At 53.2% G+C, this 21,303-nt stretch carries 13 protein-coding genes; 6 read left to right on the top strand and 7 right to left on the bottom strand.

From position 1 onward, the window contains the following. Positions 1-324: 324 nt before the first annotated feature. The 5 genes from BLQ17_RS16680 to BLQ17_RS16660 all read right to left on the bottom strand — a co-directional run bounded on the left by BLQ17_RS16680 (position 325) and on the right by BLQ17_RS16660 (position 7,710). The gene (locus BLQ17_RS16680) at positions 325-2,388 is read right to left on the bottom strand and encodes a (Fe-S)-binding protein (protein WP_143005533.1); all 2,064 of its coding nucleotides are present in this window, start codon (positions 2,386-2,388) and stop codon (positions 325-327) included. Between the two features lie 259 nt (positions 2,389-2,647). Next, entirely contained in the window at positions 2,648-3,622 is a 975-nt protein-coding gene (locus tag BLQ17_RS16675; protein ID WP_092224903.1) for an electron transfer flavoprotein subunit alpha/FixB family protein, read from the bottom strand. A gap of 2 nt (positions 3,623-3,624) precedes the next feature. After that, positions 3,625-4,386 (bottom strand): electron transfer flavoprotein subunit beta/FixA family protein, encoded by a 762-nt coding sequence (locus tag BLQ17_RS16670; RefSeq protein WP_092224901.1) that lies wholly within the window; start codon positions 4,384-4,386, stop codon positions 3,625-3,627. A 146-nt stretch (positions 4,387-4,532) separates the two neighbouring features. After that, positions 4,533-7,049, bottom strand: a complete 2,517-nt coding sequence (locus BLQ17_RS16665; RefSeq protein WP_092224899.1) for a GcvT family protein — start codon at positions 7,047-7,049, stop codon at positions 4,533-4,535. 40 nt (positions 7,050-7,089) lie between these two features. Further along, positions 7,090-7,710, bottom strand: coding sequence for a GntR family transcriptional regulator (locus tag BLQ17_RS16660; RefSeq protein WP_176761278.1), 621 nt, complete (start codon positions 7,708-7,710; stop codon positions 7,090-7,092). Positions 7,711-8,156: 446 nt separating this feature from the next. Between BLQ17_RS16660 and proB the strand changes: the two genes are divergently transcribed. After that, positions 8,157-9,287, top strand: a complete 1,131-nt coding sequence (gene proB / locus BLQ17_RS16655; RefSeq protein WP_092224939.1) for a glutamate 5-kinase — start codon at positions 8,157-8,159, stop codon at positions 9,285-9,287. A 44-nt stretch (positions 9,288-9,331) separates the two neighbouring features. Here proB and BLQ17_RS16650 read toward each other — a convergent pair whose 3' ends face one another. Further along, entirely contained in the window at positions 9,332-10,888 is a 1,557-nt protein-coding gene (locus BLQ17_RS16650; RefSeq protein ID WP_092224895.1) for a sigma-54 interaction domain-containing protein, read from the bottom strand. Positions 10,889-11,037: 149 nt separating this feature from the next. Between BLQ17_RS16650 and BLQ17_RS16645 the strand changes: the two genes are divergently transcribed. The 3 genes from BLQ17_RS16645 (at position 11,038) to BLQ17_RS16635 (ending at position 15,378) form a co-directional block, all read left to right on the top strand. Beyond that, the gene (locus tag BLQ17_RS16645; RefSeq protein ID WP_092224893.1) at positions 11,038-11,688 is read left to right on the top strand and encodes a GntR family transcriptional regulator; all 651 of its coding nucleotides are present in this window, start codon (positions 11,038-11,040) and stop codon (positions 11,686-11,688) included. Between the two features lie 99 nt (positions 11,689-11,787). Continuing rightward, positions 11,788-13,308, top strand: a complete 1,521-nt coding sequence (locus BLQ17_RS16640; protein WP_092224891.1) for a sigma-54 interaction domain-containing protein — start codon at positions 11,788-11,790, stop codon at positions 13,306-13,308. 405 nt (positions 13,309-13,713) lie between these two features. After that, entirely contained in the window at positions 13,714-15,378 is a 1,665-nt protein-coding gene (locus tag BLQ17_RS16635) for a BCCT family transporter (RefSeq protein WP_092224889.1), read from the top strand. Between the two features lie 39 nt (positions 15,379-15,417). Here BLQ17_RS16635 and BLQ17_RS16630 read toward each other — a convergent pair whose 3' ends face one another. Then, a complete protein-coding gene (locus tag BLQ17_RS16630; protein ID WP_092224887.1) occupies positions 15,418-16,716 on the bottom strand; it encodes a radical SAM/SPASM family putative metalloenzyme maturase in 1,299 nt (432 codons plus the stop codon). A gap of 276 nt (positions 16,717-16,992) precedes the next feature. Between BLQ17_RS16630 and ade the strand changes: the two genes are divergently transcribed. Together ade and BLQ17_RS16620 are read left to right on the top strand one after the other, a co-directional pair. Beyond that, the gene (gene ade / locus BLQ17_RS16625) at positions 16,993-18,729 is read left to right on the top strand and encodes an adenine deaminase (RefSeq protein WP_092224885.1); all 1,737 of its coding nucleotides are present in this window, start codon (positions 16,993-16,995) and stop codon (positions 18,727-18,729) included. A 530-nt stretch (positions 18,730-19,259) separates the two neighbouring features. After that, positions 19,260-21,293 (top strand): hydantoinase/oxoprolinase family protein, encoded by a 2,034-nt coding sequence (locus BLQ17_RS16620; RefSeq protein ID WP_092224884.1) that lies wholly within the window; start codon positions 19,260-19,262, stop codon positions 21,291-21,293. Positions 21,294-21,303: the final 10 nt, after the last annotated feature.

Raw genomic sequence — 21,303 nt, 5'->3', positions numbered from 1 at the left:
CTACCGGGGGCCTGGGGAGCAGAAAGCAGTGTCTGGTCTGGGCAAAGAGCTGTGGATAAGGATTTTTTTCGTTTGCGGGCTCTCTCGACAGGGTTGAGTTTTGATGTAATGGCCGGACTCTTGGACCATCGGCCGATAAGTTCCGGAGGGGGGTCTCCAGGGGACAGGGGGCTGGCCCGCACCCCTTTCGGATCAAAAGGGTAGGGCTGCGATCGACATCGGCGCCACTTTGCTGCCTGGATCTTTGGCCAGAAGGTTTGTAGCCTTCTGGCCCGTCAGGCTCCCCGCCTTCGTTCTTGCAAGGATCCGGGGGCCCTCTTAGCCTCAGTCGCTGCTGATGGCCTCCGCCACCAGTTCGGCGATGTCCTTGTCTATCATCGTGGTCTCCCTTGCCGCCAGACCGTCTTCCATCATGGTGAGACAGAACGGGCAGGATGTCACGATCATGCTCGGGGTTTCAGCGCTGCTTGCCGTTTCCACAGCATTGGCGGCCTGTTCCACGCGGCGGTCGTTGACCCGTTGATCGGTCTCCTCCTCGAACCAGCTGAGCCCTCCGCCGCCGCCGCAGCACATGCCCATCTCCCTGTTTCTTTCCATTTCAACTGTCTTAAGGCCAGGAATCTGGGCTAAAATGTCCCGTGGCGCATCGAAAATCCGGTTGTGTCTGCCAAGGTAACAGGAGTCATGGAAGGTAGCCATGGCATCGATGGCTTTGGTGAGTGACAGCCGCTGCTCTTTTATGAGATCACTGATCAGCTCGGTATGATGGACAACGGAATATTCTCCGCCGAAATCCGGGTAGTCCTTGCTGAATGAGTTGTAGCAATGGGGGCAGATGGTAAGAATGTGGTCGAATTTGTATTCGGCCAGCATCTCCACGTTCATTTCCGCCTGTACGCTGAACAGATACTCCTGGCCCATTCTTCGGGCTGCATCGCCGGTACAGCGTTCCTCCTCGCCGAGTACGGCGAAGTTGATCCCGGCCGTTTGTAAAATCTTGACCATGCTTTGGGCAATCTTGGTGTTTCTTGGATCGTATGCCGCTGAACAGCCTACCCAGAACAGGTAATCAACCCCTTTGCCGGCTTCCGCCACTTCGGCCATGATCGGCACCTCAAAACCTTTGGCCCAGTCCATTCTGGAGGTTGGATGCTCGTTCCACGGGTTTCCGCGTTTTTCCATTCCCATGAGTACGTCGCCGTAGGTATCCGGGAAACGGTCGTGGATCATGGTTTCGTTTCTACGCAGCTCAAGTATTTTGCTCAAGGGATCGATGAGTGCCGGGCAGCTTTCGACGCATGCCATACAGGTGGTGCAGAACTGTACCGACTCGGGAGAAATTTCCGCGTCGAGAATTCTACGGCTTTCTCCGGGGGTGCCGGTGACGGGAATTTCCGTGTTGAGTTGCCTGCGCAGGCCGAGGACGATTTCCCGCGGTGACAGATTCTTGCCCGAGATGTTCGCCGGACAGTTCATCTCGCATCTGCCGCATTCGGTACAGGACACAACATCGAGCAGGTCTTTTTGCGTCAGATCCGCCAGGGTTTCGTACCCCAGATTTTCATCACGCTCAAAAGCTCCTTCCACGTCGAGTTTGGCCAGGCGGCCCTTGGGGCGCAGGTCTTCGAAGTAGATATTGACCCCGGCGGCAACCAGGTGCATGGCCTTGGGAACGAAGGGAAGCAGGGCTATGGCGCCAAAGGCGAGCAGTACGTGGAGCCACCATATCGCGACGTGGGCGCTCTTCAGGCCAGCCGGGTCAAGGCCGCCCACTAATCCGGCCAGCAATGCCCCGCCGGGGGACCAGCCAGGAGCATAGCCGAGTTCGGACGCGTTTGCCGCAAGCCGCAACCCCTCGACCATAAAACCGGTGACGGCGATGACCAGCAGCAGCACCGGCAGAACCCAGTCGACCCTCTGGTGTTTGAGCTGCGGCCTGCTGAGCAGGTATCGCCTGGCAAGGGCGACCAGCAGCCCGGCAACGAGGAGGATGCCGAAGATATCGGTAACAAGCTCAAAGGCCAGGTAGAACCAGCCCTGCAGCATGAAATGCTCCATCCCAATGATTTTGTGGAACAGGTCGTACTCTATGGCCACGATGGTCGTGCCGATAATCAGTACGATAAAGCCCCACATTATGAGCAGGTGCATGGATCCGCCGAGTTTGTGGCGATTGAGCACTGTGCGGTTGGACAGAACCGTGACTATCGCTTTCCCCAGGCGACCGGCTCTTAGCGGTGCGGGGAAGGTGACGGGTTGTCCCTTGAGCACTCTGCGGATCTGTTTGTAAATCCCCCAGCAGACCACCCCCAGAGTGATTGCTGCCAGGGTATACAACACTGCTTCGCCAATCCCTGAAATGTTCCATAAAATCTCACGTGTAGCCATGGAGTATGCCTCTTTTACCTGGTTGATATTGCCCTGTTCCGATATCACGGCCCCATACGCCGTCGATCAATTTGTTTAACCTTACAGAGTCTTTTAAAATCCTGAGGTCTCACTTTCAGTGATTAAACCTGGCTCGAACCCCGCTTCTCCGTTTACCCCTTCGGTCCTTTTGTTGCCACCAGCCTTGGTGTCTCCTATTCGTCTGCCGTCAGTGAAAAAGGGCCCCAGGGAATTCCTGAAGGCCCTTCTGGCGGCTGGGTTACACTCCCTGGGCCTTGAGTTCTTCAATGATCGCCGGGAGTACCTCGTGAAGGTCACCGATAACGCCGTAGTCGGCTTTGCCGAAGAATGCGGCCTCCGGATCCTTGTTGATCACCATGATTTTTCCGGCGCCCTTGCAGCCGACCAGATGCTGGATTGCCCCGCTGATGCCGCAGGCGATATAAAGCTCGGGAGAAATCCTGGTTCCGGTCAGTCCTACCTGGTCGGAGTGGGGTCGCCAACCGTTGTTGGTGGCTACCCGCGAGCAGCCGACAGCGCCACCAAGCAGTTTGGCAAGCTCTTCCAGCACGGAGTATGCCTCGGGACTTCCAACTCCGCGGCCGCCGCCGACGACTACCGACGCGTTTTTCAGGGTTATCCCTTCCGTCTCGTCCGGTTCTTTGCGAATGAGCCTGACCTGGATATCCTGGTCGGAGAGTGTCGGTTCAAAACTCTCTTCGGCAGGTTCGGCATGAGATGCACCTTCCGCAGCTTCAACGACAAAAGGCGCTATCGTGATGAGTTTGCAGTCTCCTGTGAGTATCGCCTCCTCCATTAGGCTGCTGCCCCATCGCAGGCGGGTTATCCGGGAAAGATCATCAGCAGATACCGCGGCGCAGTTGGTTGCCATCGGCAGATCCGACCTGGCCGCAAGATGTGCCATTACCTCGTTGCCCTGGTCCGATCCGGGCGCCATGACCATTTTTGCCTGGGTCTGGTCGATAACCTGCGAGATGGTGTTGGCCCAGGCCACCGGGGCGTAGTCCTTCAGGTTTTCGTGGGCGGCGGTTATTACCTTTGCCACACCGTATCTGCCAAGTTCTCCTATCAGTGGTGCATTATCGCTTGCGCCGATAATCAGACCGACAAACTCGTCGCCGCTTTTTTCGGCAAGATCACGGCCGAAGGTAACCATCTGCAGTGACAGTTCGGTCATCGTGCTTTGTTCATATTCGATTACTCCAAGAATCATGGCTATATTACCTCCAGAGCTTTGAATACCTCGACGATCCTGGACGCTGCAGCCGAACCTTCGCCGAGCATGTCGACTTCTTTTTTCTGCTCGGGCGGATGGACCAGTTGCTGCATTTTAAGGCTGGCGCCGATTTTGTCGGCAGACAGGCGATCTACAGGCTTCTTTTTGGCTTTCATGGTACCGCGAAGACTCGGGTAACGCGGCAGGTTGATTCCTTCCTTGACCGTAATAAGCGCCGGCATCGGCAGGCTGAATACTTCCCAGCCGGTGTCTACCTCGCGCGAGGCAGTGGCGTCGCCGTCTCCGATCTGCAGCTTCTTGACACTGGCAACACAGGGGAGGTTCAAATGGTGCGCTACCCTTATGCCGACCTGGCATCCGGTGCTGTCGGCCGATTCGTTGCCGAAAAGTATCAGGTCAAATGGTTCTTTGTCAGCTTCGCTGCGGATTACTTCCGCAAGTGCGGTGGCGGTTTCCCTGGAGTCCCATTCGGGCTGATCCGTTTCTATCAGGATTCCGCGGTCTATTCCCCTTGCCAGGCAATCGCGCAGCTGTTCTTCCGCGTCTGCGGGGCCAAGGGTGAGTACAGTTGCCTGGCCGCCATGCTTTTCCACCAGCTGGATGGCTTCTTCGACTGCACACTCTTCATGGGGACTGATACAGAACCCCAGGTTCTTGGTTGTAATCGCCTGCCGGTCTTCGGTGAGATCGATCCGGGCGCCAATATCCGGTACCCGTTTTACACAGACAAGAATATTCATGACATTCCTCCATTCCCCTGACTTGGTGAGCTTAGTGGGGGTCGTTAATCCTGACCCGGAAGGTCCCTTACGGCAGAAACCTTCCGGGGTGTTGAGCGGCATGAAAAACCCATTCATTCTTTGTCATGGGTTTTCTCTTGCCATTTTCAGCCTTTCAGACGCTCGTGCTTCGGGTCATAGAGCGGCGCGGCGCCAACGATGTCAACTGTCACGGGGAAATGCTCGCAGAAGTATTCTACCTTGAGTTTATTTCCGGCCTTGGCGTACTCGGGCGGCAGGTATGCCATGAGGATATATTTTCCGACAACAGCACCATAGCCGCAACTAGCGACATAAGCCGGCCGGCCTTTTGCGTCTACGATGGATTCACCGTCCTCGGTCAGCACCGGGAAGTTCCCTACCATATAGCGCTTCTCTCCCTTGGAGTCGGTGTGGTCATCGACGGTGAGGGTGCACAGAAGAGTTGTGGGATCCTCATCGCGTGCCTTGAGGTACGCCTCTTTACCAATGAAGTCCTGTGCCTTGACCCTTGGCAGCGCCATTCCGGCTTCGACCGGGTTGTACTCGGTGTCCAGTTCGTTGCCGAAGAGACGGAAGCTTTTTTCCAGACGGGCGTTTGTTCCGTAAACCCCGATGCCTACAGGAACAACACGGTATTTCTGCCCGGCTTCCCAGAGAATGTCCCACAGTTTAGGACCATGCTCGGCATTTGTATAAAGTTCCCATCCATATTCACCGACATAGGACATTCTCAGTGCCCACACCGGGATATCCTTAATGCGAAACTTCTTGACGGTGGCATAGGGAAAATCTTCATTGGAGATGTCGTCGTCGGTGACAGATTCGAGCAGGTCCCTGGCTGACGGCCCCCAGACGCCCACGGTGCCCAGAGCTGAAGTCTGGTCGTGCAGCTGGACGGTTCCATCTTCAGGGAGGTGATCGCTGAACCATTTCTTGTCTACACTGCCATGGCCGCCGCCGGTGATGACACGGAAGGAGTCCTTGCCGGTTCTTGCTATGATAAGGTCGCTGCGGATTCCACCCTTGTGGTTCAATAAAAGAGTGTAGCACGCCTTGCCAACCTTGTTGTCCATCTGCGAGACAGCCACCTTCTGTACGACGTCCAGGGCGCCTGGTCCAACGATGTCAAAAATGGTAAAGGCGCTCAAGTCGGTCATGGCGACCCTTTCGCGGAGGGCGATATTTTCCGCGTCAATGATTGGTGACCACCAGCGTGAGTCCCACTCGTTGGTTCGCTCAACGAGCCTGTCCGCATATTCCTCGAGGAGAGTTTTGTTGCTTTCGTACCATTGGGGGCGTTCCCAGCCGGCGGTTTCGAAGTATACGGCGCCCAGTTCCTTGGTCCTTGAATGAAAAGGACTCAGGCGGATATTTCGGGAATCGAGATATTGCTCGTGGGGATGAACGATATCGTAAAGTTTCGGAAATCCTTCGGTGGCGCGATCCCATACGAATTTCTTGGTCCCGGCGTATGGGTAAAACCTGGCGATATCCACATGGTTGGGATCCAGTTCAGGGGCCCCATCGGTCATCCATTCGGCCAGCATTCGAGCTGCACCCGGTCCTTCTTTAATCCAGATTGCCGCTGCAACCCAGAGGTTCTTGACCTCAGGTGTTTCACCGATCAACGGCTCGCCGTCCGGAGTGAGGGAGATAAGCCCATTGATGGCGTACTGGATTTCAACCTTATCGTTGTCGAGAAGCTCCGGCATCAGTTCCAGCGCGTCTTCGAGCTGTGGCTCAAAATCTTCGCTGGTGAAAGGCAGCTCGGTGGGCGAGAGTTTGGCCTGCTCGTTTGACGGGATATCATCGGGGTCGATTAAAATCGAGCGGTGGGCATAGGAACCAACTTCCATGGTGCCAGAGGTCTGGCGCTCATACATCTTTACGCTCATATCCCTGATAATGGGATATCCGATCTCTCCTTTGACATGGGCCAGCTGCGGAATTGGGCCGGCATCAATCATCTGGTGAACAACCGGTGCCAGTGGAATTTGCACGCCGGCCATTTCGCCGATGCGAGGGCTCCAGACACCACAGCAGATGATTACATACTCAGCTTCAATATCCCCGCGGTCGGTCTTGACCCCTTTAATTTTTCCATCTTCAACATCAACGTCCAGGACCTCGGTGTTCGCAAACACAGAGAGGGCTCCCATATCCTGTGCTTTTTCACGCATAATCGTGCCTGCACGCAGGGAGTCGACAACACTTACCGAAGGCGTATAGAAACCACCTTTGATTTTGTCTCTGTTGAGCCACGGAAAGAGTTCGACGCAGCCGTCGACGTCAAGCAGCTGTGAGTCTATTCCCCAGCATTTGGAAGAAGCTATCCTGCGTTTCGTGTCAGCAACGCTCGCCTCTGTCCTGGCCACCTCTATTCCGCCACAGATACGTTCAACACCAAGCTCCCCATATTGGCGCTTACTGTCCATGGTAAGCTGGGTCAACGGCTTGCCGTTATCCACTGGAAAGATGAAGTTGGATGCGTGACCGGTGGATCCGCCGGGATTAGGCAGTGGACCCTTGTCAATCAACACCATGTTTTTCCAGCCTCTTTCCGCTAGGTGACCCGCTACGCAATTGCCGACGATACCGGCACCTATGATGACTACTTTCGCTTGCTTCGGAAACTGACTCATTACAGGCCTCTCTGTTTGATTTGATGGTTAGCTGTTGAATTTAGAATGCCAGCTGACTTCTTATATGTTCCACGAAATCGTTCGTGTGTTCTTCCAGAAGTCGAGCGGTCATTTCCCCGTCACGCTGTTCCAGCGCGTTCACGATATTTACGAACTGGTTTTCAAGATTTTTCCAGTATTCGCCCTCTGCTCCGGCGAATACCCAGATTCTCATTGACTGGTCGTAGAGTCCGCTCAGGATCTTTATCAGCACCTTATTCTTGGTGGAATCGTTGATTATCTGGTGAATCTCCCCGTCCAGCCGCATCAGCACCTTGGCGTCCTGACTCTGCTTCATTGCGGATATACGCTTGCGGATCTCGTCGAGTTCTTTTTCGGTAATGCGTTCGGCTGCAAGCGTTCCCGACAATCTGACGAGATAGTCGTAAGTCTCGAGCACGTCCTTGAGCTGCTGGAAACTCACGTCCTCTGCAAAAGTTCCTACATTTGGAATGATGCGGACCAATCCATCCATCTCCAGCCGCATCAGTGCTTCCCTGACCGGGGTGCGGCTGACGCCGAATTTCTCCATCACTTCTTTTTCGCGGATTACCGCTCCGGGTTTATAGTCCAGCAAGATGATCTGCTTTTTCAGATCCCGGTAGACGTTCGGTGTGCTCATATTTTTTTTGTTAAAAGATGATGGATTGGTTGTTGTATACCGGTGTTGCGTTGATATGTGACCAATATACATTTGATATACATGTGTAGTCAAGCTAAAAAACATGCAAAAAAGTCTGATGTATCAGCCGTCCGGCTGAACTGTTTGAAAGTGTTGGAAAAAACGACACACCCTTTTAGGTAAAAAAAACCGGACCGGTGGGGCCGGGTTGAAATGATGGTGGATAAATGCGGAAATAAATGTCGCACTCCGGTCGTCATTTGAAAAGATGATTGCAATTGTTGCGGGTTGCCTTAATAATGTGCGTGGTGATGCAGAGGCGGGGAAATCGGGCTGGTTGGTTGGAGCCTGGGGGCTGCCGAAAACAACAACCTGGCTGGAAATAAAGAAAAAATGACGGCTGCTGTGGTGCAGTGACGTTCTGGATATTTTTTACGAGGCTTTTTATGCCAAAACAACGCTTGAAAAACGCCAAAAGGATAGTGGTCAAACTGGGCAGTAATGTGATAACCGCAAAGAACGGGCTCGACCTGAAGGTTATCGATGCGATTTCGCGCCAGATCGATTTCCTGATGAACCAGGGAATCGAGGTGATTCTGGTGTCGTCTGGTGCCATGGCTGCCGGAATGCGGAAAATGATGCTCAAACGCAGGCCGGAAGAGATCCCCAAGCGTCAGGCTATTTCGGCCATAGGCCAGAGCGGGGTCATGAACGCCTATGAAAAAAGTTTCGCGGCCTATGGCAGGAAAATAGCCCAGATCCTGCTGACCGGGGATGACCTGAACAACCGGCAGCGTTATCTTAACGCGAGAAATACGCTGCATACTCTTATCGACTGGAAAATCATCCCCATAGTCAACGAAAACGACACCATCACGGTTGAAGAAATCAAACTGGGGGACAATGACAACCTGGCGGCCATGATCGCTCTGCTGATGGATGCAGATTTCCTGTTCATCCTGACCGATATTGACGGCTTGTACGATAAGGATCCCCGTCAGTTTGACGATGCCAGGCTGCTCCCCAAGATCGAGCAGATCCAGAAAGAAACCGAAGAACTGGCAAGCGGTATCCCAGGTACTCTCGGCACCGGCGGAATGCTCAGTAAGGTCCAGGCGGCGCAGAAAGTTACTTCTGCTGGAATCCCGATGATCGTGGCCAGGGGAAACAGGGACGATATTCTGGTACGGCTTTTTCAGGGAGAGGATGTCGGAACATACTTCGTGCCGAAGGAGGTCAAGATGGCCAGCAGAAAATGCTGGATCGCCCACACCCTCGCCCCCAAGGGGAGCGTGGTGATTGACGAGGGGGCGGTTCGTGCCGTCAAGACAAACGGGAAAAGTCTGTTGCCCATCGGAGTTGTGGCGGTCAAGGGCAAATTCGAGCAGGGTGCCGCCGTAGATTTCCGGACCGTTGAAAATGAAGTGATCGGCGTTGGGCTGGTCAATTACAGTTCGTCAGATATCGACCTGATAAAGGGGTTGAAGACTTTTCAGATAAAGGCCTGTCTCGGCGGCAAACACTACGATGAAATAATCCATCGCAACAATCTGGTATTAAAGGATTTCTGGCAGTAACCTGGGCTGGGTCCGGGTTACCGCCGACCACCTCGCATCCGCTGTTACGGAATAAAGTCCTTTCTTGCGATATTGTACTTCTTCATCTTGTAGTGGAGCAGCTGCGGCGACAGGTCAAGTTTTTTGGCCGCCCTCGATACGTTTCCCTGAAAGAGGGTAAGCGCCTTTTTTATTGTCCTGATTTCGTTTTGCGCCTGAATTTTTACAAGGGATGATACCTGGACATCCTCCTGCGCACTATCCGAGGGGAAGATGACATTGAGGGGTTCGCCGGAAGCGGTGGTGTTGCCGACTGTTTTCGCCGGCGGAAAAGATGTCTTCGACGACCTCTTAAGGTCGTCATCGGCCTGCCAGATAATGGTGGGCAGGTGACGGATCTCTATCACGGTTTTGTCTCTTGCCAGATTGACCGCCCCTTCAATGACATGTTCGAGTTCGCGGACGTTGCCCGGCCACTGGTAATTATGAAAAAGGTCCATTACATCGGCGGAGATGGCATTGATGTTCTTGTTCAGCACCAGGTTGTATTTATAGAGAAAATGGCGGATCAGCTTTTCCAGGTCCTCCATCCGCTCCCTCAAGGGCGGAATGCGGATTATCAGGACTCCGATGCGGTAGAGCAGATCTTTGCGCAGGGCTCCCCGGCTGACCGCCAGGTGGGGGTCCTCGTTCACTGAACTTATTATCCTGATGTTCATGTCGATTTCCCTCAGGGAGCCGATGCGCCGGATCTTCCGTTCCTGGATAACCCTCAGCAGCTTGGCCTGCAGTCCCAGGGGCATGGAGTTGATCTCGTCGAGAAACAGGGTTCCTCCGTCGGCTTGTTCAAAAATTCCGGGTTTGTCCAGGGCGCCGGTGAATGCGCCCTTGGAGGTGCCGAACAGTATGCCTTCCAGGAGATGTTCGGGGATTGCTGCACAGTTGATGGCGACAAACTGCCGGCTTTTCCTGGGACTGTTGTTGTGGATGGACTGGGCCAAAAGCTCCTTGCCGGTGCCGGTTTCGCCGTTGAGCATCACCGATGAAGGTGAGTCGGAGGCGATCCGGGCGGCGGAGACCGCCTTTACCAGCTCCGCAGAGTTGCCGATGAGGTCCTTGAACGTGAACCGGGTACCGTTGTCGAGATTTTTGTCCCGGTGGAGTGGCGCGGGAGTGTCGAAGGTCCTGATCTTTTTGGGCGCGTCTGGCTGGTAAATTTCCTCAAAAGAGTTGCGGGCGGTGGAGTAGTCCCTTACAAAACAGATCACACCGATCATCTTGTCCTTTGATCGCAGCGGGTAGACGTTGTGGATGGAGTTGACTATCTTGCCGAGGCGGGTGCGGTAGTAGCAGGTAAAATTAAGAACGGCCCGGTCGGTCTGCACGCACTTGATAACTGGAGTGTCGTCGTTGTCGACCCGGTATATGTCGGTTACGAATCTGCCGATCAGTTTGTCGGCCGGGAGGTCGTCGATGTGTGACTGGGCATCGTTTACGTACAGTATCTTTCCCTGGCAGTCTGCGATCACGACTCCTTCATGAAACTGTTCAAGAAAAGAAAGGAATGGTGTCGAAGCCGGGTCGATGTCCGGGAACAGGTCCTGCAGTAGGGGTGGGATCATTTTTACTTCCTCTTGTTTGCTCATGAGAACAATCAGGTCCGAATTCGGTAATTATTCACAGTTCAGTCTTGCATCGTTGATATATCATTAATATAATACATATCAGACGTCTCGCCACGAACTCTAAAACCTCTTTATATAAAACCTTCATGAATTTTTCAATTTACCAGACCATTAAACAGCGCATTCTCTTCTTCGACTATGAGCCGGGACAGCCTCTGAATGAAAAACAGATGGCCGCGGAGTTTGGTGTCTCCAGGACTCCTGTCAGGGAAGTGTTGCTGCGGCTGGAATGGGAAAAACTGGTGTCGATTATTCCACGTGCGGGGATAATGGTAGCAGAGGTCGAATTCAACCAGCTAAGAGAGGTGTTTCAGACCCGTGCACCGCTCGAGGGGTTGCTCGGCAGATTGACCGCTGCCAGGATAAACGATTTCTACCTGTCGAAACTGGAGGCGGTGCAGCAGAGGTGTGAAACCATCATGAAGACCAGGAGCCGCCGCACGCTTCTTGAGGTGGATATGAACTTCCGGGAGGTTATGCATGAGGTCGTGAACAACGATTCATTGAGAAACATATCCGATCTACTCTACTTCCAGACCCAGCGATTATGGCATTTCATTTTCGACAAAATGGATTTTGATCTGCTGGTTGAAGACGAAATCGAATATATGAGTCGCTCTGTTGAAACATTTAGGGATAAAAATTTAGACAAGGCAGAAAATTATCGAAAACAGGTGATTTTCGCCGATCTCAACCGGGTTCGCAACATTTTTGAATATTCTCCTGATATCATGTAGCAGCCGCTGGATTGCTGTTCACTTTTGGGTAAAGGCAGAAGCTGTAATCGATTGTACTTCAGGCGGCCAGGGGTAAAGCAGGAGGGGGGGACCGGATCTATGGAAGGCACGAAGTTCTACGACAGCGGTGATTTTGAACGATTTGATTATTCAACGATTTTTGCCGGATTCCATGAAGGGGTGCTCATTACCGACCGTTTCGGCGTGATTGTTTTTTACAACGATCTGATGGGCAAGATCGATGACATCGACAAGGACTATGCCCTGGGCAGGTACGTGTATGAACTCTACGATCTGACCGAAGAGCAGAGCCTGTCCATGATATGTCTGCAGCAGAAACGGCCGATTCTCAATAAACCCATGTTTTACAGAACCCACCTGGGACGTGCGATCAATGCGATCAACAATGTGTATCCTGTCTTTGACGGAGGTGAACTGGTTGGTGCCATCTGCTTTACCAAAGAGTACCAGATGACCCAGGAAATTTTTTCCACAGCGCTGCCTAAAGGGATCGACAGCAGGGCAAGGAAAAACGGCACCAGGTTTTCCTTTGCCGATATAATCGGGGCAGGTACCGATTTGTCGGAAAGCGTCCGGATTGCCCAGATGGCGGCCGAGTCCCCTTCATCGGTTTTGATCGTTGGCGAAACCGGTACCGGAAAAGAACTGTTCGCCCAGTCGATTCATAATTTCAGCTCGGTAAGAAATAACCCGTTTGTTCCGATCAACTGTTCTGCCATCCCTGAAAACCTCCTTGAAGGAATCCTGTTCGGTACCTCCAAGGGGGCGTTTACCGGTGCCATCGAGAAAGCTGGCCTCTTTGAACAGGCCAACGGCGGAACGCTTTTTCTCGATGAGCTCAACTCCATGCCACTTTCACTGCAGAGTAAATTGCTTCGGGTTCTGCAGGAAAAAAAAGTACGGCGCATTGGCGCCCACAGGGAAGTAGAGCTCGATTTGAAAATTATCAGCTCGGTCAACAAAGATCCCCATGAAGAAATACAAAACGGCAGATTACGCCGAGACCTCTATTACCGGCTGGGAGTTGTTTTTATACAGCTGCCGCCGCTGAGGGAAAGAAATCAAGACTTTTTGAGGCTGGTGTACCATTTTGTTGAAAAATTCAACACCCGGTTGCGAAAAAACGTGTCCGGAGTTTCTGCCGAAGTCCAGGAGTTTTTCGGCAAATATCACTGGCCGGGCAATGTCAGGGAACTCGAGCACGTCATCGAAGGTGCCATGAATCTTGTCGGCAGGGATAAAGTGATAGAAAAAAACCACCTTCCCCATCACCTGGTCCGCTTGTCCGGAAACATGGACGGCGCCCCCGGGGGGCTTGATACAGCCGTCGAAGGCCAGCCCCAGGGACCAGATGGGTTGGCAAAAGGCAGAGCCTGGACCGATATGGCCGCCAACCAGCTGTCGCTTGCAAAGCTTGACGAGCTGCACCGCGATGCCGAGAAAGTAATCATCCATCGCGCCCTGACCCTGTCCCATGGGAATATTGCGCGGGCGGTAAAAATACTTGATCTTTCATCACCCCAGGCGCTGCAGTACAAAATGAAGAAGCTCAATCTCCAGCGGGCCGATTTTATCCAGCAAAACAAGCAGCAGAGATAAAATAATTTGTTAAAAAATTTTGTTTTTGCTGCTGTTTTCCACCAAAAAAATTTGTCTTTTTATCCGTCCCGTCTTTTTCTGCTCTGGTTGTTTTCGTAACTATCCGGATTGTTAGTATAATTGTATGTGTGGTGATTTTGCATTATATGGTGTGCATATTGCATATGATATATCTGTGAGATATCAAAGTGGCGTTTTAGTAATTCGCCAGTAATGTGCAGAAGAAAAAGGGGGTGTCACGCCAAGGGATGGGAAGGAAAACCGGCAAACCCAGAGCCGCGGGGTGTTTTTTATAGAGATGTTCGGGAAAGACCGGTTCACAGGAAAGTTCATTGAATACCAGGATCGCCGCAGGAAAAGAGTCTGTTTCTGCGGAGGTTGTAAATTTGCTCTAAGGAGAAATGTATGACTATCAAACCACCACTAACTGATCTCGAGATAAAAGTTGGCGAAGAAGGTTTTTATCAAGGGTTCAACAAGGGCGCAACGATCGGTTCCAAGGCGATAATTATCCTGCTTGTGTTGTGGGCAGCGGTCTTTTCTGATCAGGCCGGCGCGCTGCTGCTGAAAATCCGCGGCTGGTCTTTTGAGGCTTTCGGTCCCTGGTATATCTACGCAATGGCTTTTATCGTATTTCTATGCCTCGCCCTTGCGCTATTTCCGGCAACCGGGAAGGTGCGGCTCGGCGGTCCGGATGTGGAACCGGAATTCAGTAGTTTTTCCTGGTTTTCGATGATGTTCGGTGCGGGTATCGGGATCGGCATGCTGGTGTTTTCAACGGCGGAACCGATCTACCACTTTGCCAGTAACCCCGACACCATTGTCGGGGCGGTGGCCCCCAAGTCCGCCGAGACTATGCGATCTGTTTACAAATGGGCATTTTTCCACTGGGGGCTTACCGCATGGGGATGTTACGGCCTGGTCGGGCTTGCCCTCGCCTTTTTTTCCTATAATCGTGGTCTTCCCCTGACTATCAGGTCCGGCCTGGCTCCTCTGTTTGGCAGGCGGCTGGAAGGGGTCCTGGGGGATTTGGCCGATATAGCAGCTGTTATTGCAACCATTTTGGGTATTGCTGTTACAATCGGTTACGGTATCTCCATGTTTGCTTCGGGAATGCACTCCATGGTTGGTGCAAGCTGGATGGTCAACGCAGAAGGCTCTCCGTCTCTGGCGGCGATGATGATTTCTCTGGTGTTGGTCATGGGGGCATCGATACTGTCGGCCGCCTCCGGTGTTGACAGGGGCATCAAGTGGCTGTCAAACATTAACATGGTGCTTTCATTTGGTCTGCTGCTGTTCTTCCTGATTTTCGGCGCCCCCGGAGTCGCCTTGAAATCCCTGTTTCTTGGGATATGGGACTACATAATTAACTTTCCTGTCCAGGCGCTTACCTATTGGCCAACCTCCGATGTCGAACCTGCCGCGACGCTGTACAAATGGCAGTCGGTCTGGTGGACGGTTTTCTATTGGGCGTGGTGGATAGCGTTTGCGCCTTTTGTCGGGCTGTTTTTTGCCAGAATATCCAGGGGCAGGACCATACGCGAATATATCATGGGCACCATGGTCTTACCTTCTCTCATGTGTTTTATATGGTTCACTTTTGTCGGCGGCACCGCAATCAACCTGGAGCTGAGTGGAGTCGCTGGCGGCTCTATCCTGGCAACGGGGCAGGAGGGGCAGCTCTACGCAGCCCTGAAGCTGATGGTGGGTTCCGGCGTGTTCAAGATGCTTACCGGCCTGGTGGCCATCCTCCTGTTGACTTACCTTGTCACCTCCGCCGACTCGGGTGTTCTTATCCTGAACACCATCCTGTCTGGAGGCGACGCCGGGAAAAAGGCGGTGGCGCATATAATCTTCTGGGGGGGCGCTCTGACCGCGGTTATTGGCGTGCTGCTCGTTGCCGGCGGACTGGACGCCATCAAGTCGGCGATGCTGGTTGGTGCCCTGCCGTTTTCGGCAATCATCGTCCTTATGGGGATAGCACTTGTCAAGGCCCTGGTGCGGGACGCCCTGCGTGAGAAGAACAGAGAAGTAGACGGCGTGGGGAATCCGGCAGGAGAAATTAAATAATATTGGCGGGCGCAGAAAATAAGCTGAAAGCTGCCGCCCCTACAGACAGTGGACGCCGCCCAGGCTCCAGTGACAGTGGCCGCAGGGAACATTGCTGCCGTAGCAGTCATTGGCGTAGTTGTGATCATCGTTGACCAGGGTCCCGCAGGGACCCTGGGAACAGTTCCAGCAGGACGAATATTGGTATTGTCCGGCCTCTTTTCGGAATGCAACATAATCGGGCTCCTGCCAGACCGATTCCAGCGGCTGCTTCAGTATATTGCCGTATACCCTCTTCTGTACGTGAATATCCTCGTTCAATACCCGGCACGAGTAGGTGTGCCATAAAAAATGGCACGGCATGACATCGCCGCTTGGCGCAATAAAGGTTGCCCCGGAGGTCAAAAAGGGACAGGATCTGTCGTCAAGGGATTGAAAGGGTGGCACCACGATATCTATCCCTTGAGTTGCTGCAACAGTTTTCGCTGCGGCCATAATGGCTGCAATATCTTTTTCCTGCCCCGCGTGACATTCAGACAGGCTGTCAAGATTCAGCCTGATATCTCTTCTTCTGGCTTCAGTCGTCATGTCCCGGATGAGCTGTAACGATTGGCTGTCTGACCTGGTGCCGACATATTTCCGGTAGTGGGCGACGGCCTTGGTGAAGTCGATTCCCCTTGCCCTGGATAATACGCTGTACTTCCTGTAAAGATCGACCCCGGTGCGGGAGTTGGGGTTGAACAGGGTGCTCTCTTCAGTCGCCTTGTCGTATGGGATCAGATGGGTGGTGATTATGTAATTGACGCCGTAACCCCCGGCCCACTTTACGAGTTCGGGCAAATCCTCTATATTTTCTCGGGTCAGTATTGTCTCAAGACCTATCGACAGAGGTCTTCGACAACGTCCTTTCGCCCGATCCAGGTTTTTCAGCGCCCGTTTTACTCCGGTAAAAGAGTGCCCCCCTGATTGAGGGACAAAATCGCAAGAGCCACCTCTTTCCAGGCTGTCCAGGGAAAAGCAGATGGTGTCGAGTCCCGCATCTGTAAGCTCGCGAGCCAGAGCGGCGTCAAGCAGGATGCCGTTGCTCTGGAATCCGATCGTTGCTCCGGTCGCCATCCCTTTACGGGCCAGCCGGATCATCCTGGCAAGATCATGGTGCAGTAGCGGTTCGCCGATTCCATTTAAGATCAGGCTGTCTGCCCTGGAAAGGGCGGGCGCAAGTCTTTTAAACACCGACAACTCCATATCTTTTTCAGCAATAAAGCTGCCTGGTGCGTGCTTTACGCACATGGCGCACTGCAGGTTGCAGCGGGTCGTGAGTTCCACGTAGATTTTTCGCGGATGGGTGGAAACGGTCATTTTTATGAAAGTTCAGCTTGGGGGGAATCCGTTGTTATACGGCGGTCTGCCGATGTCTACTGTCACGGCCCGGCGGCCGGTAACTGACGCTGATACGGGTATACTGCCTGCAGAGGATAATTCCATATTTTTTCAGCAATAGCACCCATTATCACTGTGGCAGTTGATATTGCCCCATGTCTCCCGTATGGTGTCGCGGTAATCCGATCACGGGCCGGGTGTTTGATATTGATCGGTCTGAAAGGTACAATAGGCAATATAAAGGAGGCAAACCACATGCTAAAAGAGAGAATTTTTGCAGCGACCAAACAGCTTGAGTCCGATCTGGTATTTGTGGGGATAAACGTTGTCGACGTTTTCTCCCAGGATATCTTTACCGCCGACGTCGCCGTACATGATGGTCTATTCGTCGGCATAGGCGATTACCAGGGGCTGGGCAGGACCGAGGTGGACGGAGGTGGCAAATACATTGTTCCGGGATTTATCGACGGCCACGCCCATATCGAGTCTGCCTTGGTCACCCCCGTTGAATACGGCAACACTTGTCTGCCCCACGGGGTTACCGCCGTCATCGCCGACCCCCATGAAATAGCCAATGTCAGCGGTGTCGCCGGGATCGAATTTATTATAGAAAACAGCCGCAGGGTGGCAATGGATTTCTATATTATGCTGCCATCCTGCGTTCCGGCGACAGCTTTCGAGCATTCCGGCTGCGTTCTCAATGCCAGGGACCTGCACCCGTTATATGGCTATAAAGAGGTGACCGGCCTCGCCGAAGTGATGAATCTTCCCGCCGTTGTCCAGGCTGATCCGGAGATGCTTGAAAAAATCGCCGATGCCTTAAAAGCTGGACGCACCATAGATGGGCATATGGCCGGATTTACCCTTGACCAGCTCAACGCTTACGCTACGGCCAACATCCGGACCGACCATGAATGCGACAGCGGTCAGGGGCTGATCGACCGTGTTCGCCGGGGAATCTATACCCTGGTGAGGGAGGGAACGGTGTGCAAGGACCTGGTGAAAATGGTCCCGGCAATAAACACGGGCAATGCGCCGATGCTCTGTTTTGCAACCGATGACAAGCATCTCGATGAGCTGGTACGGGACGGTGGGGTCGATTGCAACGTCCGGCTGGCAATTGCCAACGGGATAAAACCGGCAACGGCTATCCAGATGGCATCGCTCAACACGGCAAGATGTTATAATTTAAGAAATATTGGTGGGATTGCGCCGGGATACAAAGCGGATTTCTCAATTGTATCCGACCTCGAAGGGTTGGTTATCGACCAGGTGTATAAAAACGGGTCGTTGGTGGCTGAAAAAGGCCGGGTTCTCAAACGTGTCGAGCCGGATGTCCACCAGGTTCCGAAAGAGCTGCTCACCTCGGTTACACTACCCGAGGTCGGTGAAGACGATCTGCAAATCGATATGAAAGGCTGCTCGCGGGCCAATATCATCGAGATAGTTCCGGGTACCATCGTTTCCAATCATCTGGTCGAGGAAGTAGAGCAGCAAGACGGCCGGTTCAGAATAAGTACCGACCGCGATCAGCTCAAGGTCTGTGTTATTGAAAGGCATAATAATCTCGGCCATATGGCAACCGGCATTGTCAAAGGGCTACGCCTGAAAAAAGGGGCGATTGCCACAACCATTGCCCATGATTCCCATAACCTTATTGTGGTGGGGGCGCGCGAAACGGACATGGTGACCGCCGTTTCGGCCCTTGCCGAGATGGCAGGCGGGATTGTGGTGGTCGACGATGGAGAGGTGCTGGCCTCGCTTAAACTGGAAATATCGGGGCTTATAACGTCCAGGAAGGGCGAGGAGGTTGTAAACGATCTCAAGAGGGTGCATGAGGCGCTTGAAAAGCTCGCCCCCGAGTGCAGGTTCAACCCGGTGCTGGCGCTTTCGTTTCTGTCGCTGGTTGTTATTCCGCAGATAAAAATCAGCGACTCAGGTCTGTTTGATTTTGCAACCTTCAGTTTTATCGAGGTGCCGGTCGGCGCATAGTATTGCTTTTATTCTTTTCTCGCGCTATAAGCCCTGGGAATGACGCTTCAGCTGTAACGGTTCCGGGGCTTTTGCCAGAAGTTGTCTGCTCCGGCCGGCGTCCCGGTTGCCGCAGGTTCAATTTGTTCGGTAGAAGTGGCAGAACTTAAAGTTCTGGTGCAGGCCGTCACCCTGTTTTAAAAAGTCATCTTTGCTCATTCCTGCCGATTCTCTCGTGTCGATGTCATGACATTTATGTCGTTTGGTCGTCCGGCCATGTCTTTCCTGACGTATTTGAAAAAAAACAACCACGTAGGTCCATAATTTACTGGTTTTTTTGCGTTGTCTTATAATCCTTGCGACATTTAGGTCATCTGGGCCGATCTTTTTGGTTGGCGCAAGAGTTATGTAAAAATGTCATGATAACAGGTTGTTGATAAAATTTTTGTGCAAACTCCACATCCGGAACAGCCATTGCTATATAACAGACCAGTAGTGTCAGCAGTGTCCATTTAACGCGAGTTAACCATCAATTCAAAGGAGGACGCAAAGTGGCTAAATTCAGAACAGCGGTTGATACGGGTGGAACTTTTACCGACATCTTCGTCTTTAATGGAGAAACCGGTGAGGTGCAGGTACAGAAGGTTCCTTCTACCCCGGACAATCCATCCAGGGCGATAGCCAACGGAATGGAGGCGGCGGGGGTGCATATGCCGGATGTAGACCTGTTCTCCCACGGAACAACGGTTGGCACCAATGCTCTTATTACCCGGGAATTACCGCCGACGGGCATGGTCTGTACCAAAGGATTCCGTGATGTGGTCGAGATAAGGCGTTCGACCAAGCAAGATCTCTGGGATCATTATAAAGACGTAGCTCCTCCGTATGTGAAAAGACGCCACAGGCTTGAAGTTGAGGAACGGGTCGATTATGCCGGTACCATGGTCACCCCGTTGAACGATGAGGAAGCGAGACGCGTTGCAAAAATCCTGAAAAAACGCGGAATGAAGGCCATAGCCGTCTGTTTCATGAACGCCTATATGAGCGGTGTGAACGAACAGCGCATGAAGGAGATCTTGCAGGAAGAGATCCCGGGAGCATACGTATGTACATCCAATGAACTGTTGCCTGAAATCTTCGAACACGAGCGTTTCTCCACCTGTCTTACCAATGCGGTGCTGGGGCCGGTGGTGGGGGATTATCTCAACGACCTGACCTCGCGTCTTGAAGGCATGGGGTACAGGGGCGATGTCCTGGTTCTCCACTCCGGGGGCGGGGTAATGAAGGCAGAGACAGTTGCCCAGTATGCTTCGCGGGTTGCCAGTTCGGGTATTGCCGCGGGCGCCATAGCCATGGACCAGACCGCGAAGATGTGCGGTTTTCAAAATGCCATGGGGCTGGATATGGGGGGGACCAGCTGCGATGTCTCGTTGACCTATGAAGGTGAGCTGCGTATGAGCAAGGAGTGGGAGGTGGAGTTTGGCTATCCGATCCGTTATCCCAGCATCGAGGTTATCACCATCGGGGCCGGTGGGGGCAGTGTCGCCTGGATCGACCAGGGCGGCTCGCTGAGAAACGGGCCGGAAAGTGCCGGCGCCGTACCCGGACCCGCGTGTTATCAGGCCGGAGGGGAAAAGCCGACCAACACCGATGCCAACCTGGTTCTCGGCAGGCTCAACACCACCCTCCTTGACGGCCGGATGCAGCTCAACAAGGAGGCGTCTGAGAAGGCGGTGAAAAAGATTGCCGACGCCTTTGACATGACCACCATTGATGCCGCGTCAGCTGTGCTGGAGCTGGCCAACGCAAACATGTGTGATGCGCTTCGGCTTATTTCCGTAACCAAGGGATACGACCCCCGCGATTTTGCCCTGGTTGCCTTTGGCGGTGCCGGACCTCTGCACGCCGCCTATGTCGCCCGGGAACTCGAGATCCCGAAAGTGATCGTGCCCCGTTATCCAGGTGTCCACGCCGCCCTTGGATGTCTGCAGGTGGACGTGCGCCATGATCTCACCCGTACCTACCTGGTAAATTCCACCGATGCCGATCTTGCCGATATTGAGCAGGTTTTTGCAGAGCTGGAACAGGAAGCCTACCAGATGCTCGAGAAAGAGGGAATGTCCAGGGAAAACATCGAACTGGTGAGGAATATGGACCTTCGCTACGTTGGCCAGTGGCGAAACCTCAATGTCAATATTCCAAAACCGATCGAGAGTCTTGACCAGGCCCTGCAGATCTTCCATAACGAACATGAAAGACAGTTCTCCTGGTCCAACCCGGATCAGGTGGTTGAAATATACGGATTGCGGATCACCGCCATCGGCAAGGTGCCCAAACCGAGTTTTGCCAGATATGAGATCACCACCAACAGCACCCCCACCCCCGAGCAGACCCGCAGGGTCTATTTCGGAAAAGCCGGAGGCTTCGTCGATACCCCCGTCTACAACAGGGAAAAACTTGTCGCAGGGGCCCACTTGACAGGTCCTGCCATTATCGAGCAGCTCGATACGACCACGGTTGTCCCGACCGGCGTCAAGGCTGTTGTCGACGAGTATCTTAATATCATCATGGACATCACAGGGTAAGGAGGCGTAT

The sequence above is a fragment of the Desulforhopalus singaporensis genome (assembly GCF_900104445.1).
Taxonomy (GTDB): Bacteria; Desulfobacterota; Desulfobulbia; order Desulfobulbales; family Desulfocapsaceae; genus Desulforhopalus_A; species Desulforhopalus_A singaporensis.
Note: the sequence above shows the minus strand (reverse complement) of the source record. Positions and strands in the feature narration are given on the sequence as shown.

Coding starts and splice junctions, on each gene's coding strand:
- BLQ17_RS16665 (WP_092224899.1), bottom strand. CDS start 7,049: ATGAGTCAGTTTCCGAAGCAAGCGAAAGTAGTCATCATAGGTGCCGGT.
- BLQ17_RS16650 (WP_092224895.1), bottom strand. CDS start 10,888: ATGATCCCACCCCTACTGCAGGACCTGTTCCCGGACATCGACCCGGCT.
- BLQ17_RS16635 (WP_092224889.1), top strand. CDS start 13,714: ATGACTATCAAACCACCACTAACTGATCTCGAGATAAAAGTTGGCGAA.
- BLQ17_RS16680 (WP_143005533.1), bottom strand. CDS start 2,388: ATGGCTACACGTGAGATTTTATGGAACATTTCAGGGATTGGCGAAGCA.
- BLQ17_RS16640 (WP_092224891.1), top strand. CDS start 11,788: ATGGAAGGCACGAAGTTCTACGACAGCGGTGATTTTGAACGATTTGAT.
- ade (WP_092224885.1), top strand. CDS start 16,993: ATGCTAAAAGAGAGAATTTTTGCAGCGACCAAACAGCTTGAGTCCGAT.
- BLQ17_RS16675 (WP_092224903.1), bottom strand. CDS start 3,622: ATGATTCTTGGAGTAATCGAATATGAACAAAGCACGATGACCGAACTG.
- BLQ17_RS16630 (WP_092224887.1), bottom strand. CDS start 16,716: ATGACCGTTTCCACCCATCCGCGAAAAATCTACGTGGAACTCACGACC.
- BLQ17_RS16670 (WP_092224901.1), bottom strand. CDS start 4,386: ATGAATATTCTTGTCTGTGTAAAACGGGTACCGGATATTGGCGCCCGG.
- BLQ17_RS16660 (WP_176761278.1), bottom strand. CDS start 7,710: ATGAGCACACCGAACGTCTACCGGGATCTGAAAAAGCAGATCATCTTG.
- proB (WP_092224939.1), top strand. CDS start 8,157: ATGCCAAAACAACGCTTGAAAAACGCCAAAAGGATAGTGGTCAAACTG.
- BLQ17_RS16645 (WP_092224893.1), top strand. CDS start 11,038: ATGAATTTTTCAATTTACCAGACCATTAAACAGCGCATTCTCTTCTTC.